Genomic DNA, 1,560 nt, shown 5'->3' with positions numbered 1-1,560 from the left:
TAGCCGAACATGCCGGTCACCAATTGCTTCGCCTCCTCGCGCACGGCCTTCTCCTTGAAGCTGCCCGCGCCAGCGAAAGGCTTGGCGCGCGGCCCGCGCTCGCTCGGATTACGCTCGACCGTGAAGGCGCCTTCGGTGCCGGTGACGCGCGAGGTTGCGGACCAGGCGTCGCCGGTGACGCGGCCATGACTCATTCCCTCGCCAGTCAGGCGGCCGTGCCCTGCGGGATCATCGTCCCGGCGCAGCCGCGGCCGGCCGGCGAATTCGAGATTGCCGGTGACCTTGTGGCCGCCGGCGGCGAACGCGCCGGTGATGCGCTCGCTCGTCGGGATCGTCTCGCCCGACGCCGCGCGCAGCTGGGCCTCGCGCTGCGGCGAGCGGATCGAGAAGCGGCGGCCGATCGCGTCGAGCGTGATGTCGCCGGACGTCGTGTCGGCGCGGTCATAGGGCGTGCCGGTGATATCGCGGCCGGCGCCGCGCGCGGTGCCGGTGACGGCGCCATCGCTGCGCGGCGTATCACCGGTCACGGCAAGCGAAGAGGCGCGGCGCTGCCGGCGCGCGGTGGCCTCGGGCTCCGACCACTGCGCGGCGGTCGCGGGTCCCTGATACTGGCTGCCGGTCAGCAGCGCTGCGGCCGCCGGCGCGTCGCCGGTGACGCGGTGATGATGCTCGACGTCGGAGCCGGTGATGCGCTGGCCGCCCCAGCTCTGCGCGACGGCCACCTTCGAACGTGCCGCCGCCGCAGGCGGCGCGCCGGCCCGCGCCAAATGCTGCACGCCGGTCACCTGCCGGCCGCTCGCGGCGACGTCGTCGCCGGTGATCCGCGGCGAGCAGCCGGGCGAGGAGCCGGTGACCGGCTGGCCGCTCTCGGTCATCTCGATGCGCTGCGGCCGCATCCGCGCCCGCGCGCCGCGCGCCGACATCGGCGATGCGCGTCGGGTGACATCGTCGTCGGGCGACTGCTCCACCTCGCCGGTGATGGTGACGCCGCGGCCCGGCTCGTCGCCGGTGATCGCGACCGCGCTGCGCGTCAGCGTGCCGGACACCACGAGACCGCCCTGGGTGCGCGCCAGCCCGACCTTGGTCGACACCGCGGCGAAGGCCGCGCCCGAGTTCGCACTGAGATATTGCGTGCCGGACACCGGCTGGCCCACGCCGCGCGCATCGCCGGTGACCTGGCCGCCATGGCCGACGCTGCGGCCGGTGATGCGCTGACCGCCCTGGGTGTCGGACTCCGTGACCTTCGGCACGTAGCTGCGCGGCCGCTCGCGCAGCTGATGGCGCGTCGGCGGTGGCGGCTCGAGCGCGACCGGCATGTTGTCGGGCAGCGCCGCGGCGCCGGCCTTCAGCGCCTGCTTGCCACCGGACAGCAGCCGCCGTCGCTGCATCGACAGCGACCGGCCCGATGCGCCGGGTATGAGTTGCGGCGATCCCGCGGAGGGCGGCGCTGCCGGAGCGGAGGCCGCGCGCGCCTGCGGCGCGCTCGGCAATGCTGCGCCGGCGCCGGCCTCGGGCAGCGAAGCGCTGCGAAACCCGTCACGCACGCGTTCGGACGCGGGC

General features: G+C 75.2%; 1 protein-coding gene. It reads right to left on the bottom strand.

What is annotated here, in order from left to right; all coding sequences use genetic code 11:
* The coding region (locus BRAS3809_RS11375) for an alpha-carboxysome scaffolding protein CsoS2 (RefSeq protein ID WP_035656087.1) at positions 1-1,388 on the bottom strand (1,388 nt) is incomplete at its 3' end.
* Positions 1,389-1,560: the final 172 nt, after the last annotated feature.

The organism is Bradyrhizobium sp. STM 3809, from assembly GCF_000239795.1.
In the GTDB taxonomy this organism is placed as follows: Bacteria; Pseudomonadota; Alphaproteobacteria; order Rhizobiales; family Xanthobacteraceae; genus Bradyrhizobium.
The sequence above is the reverse complement of the archived record's forward strand: the minus strand, read 5'-3'. Positions and strand labels throughout refer to the sequence as shown.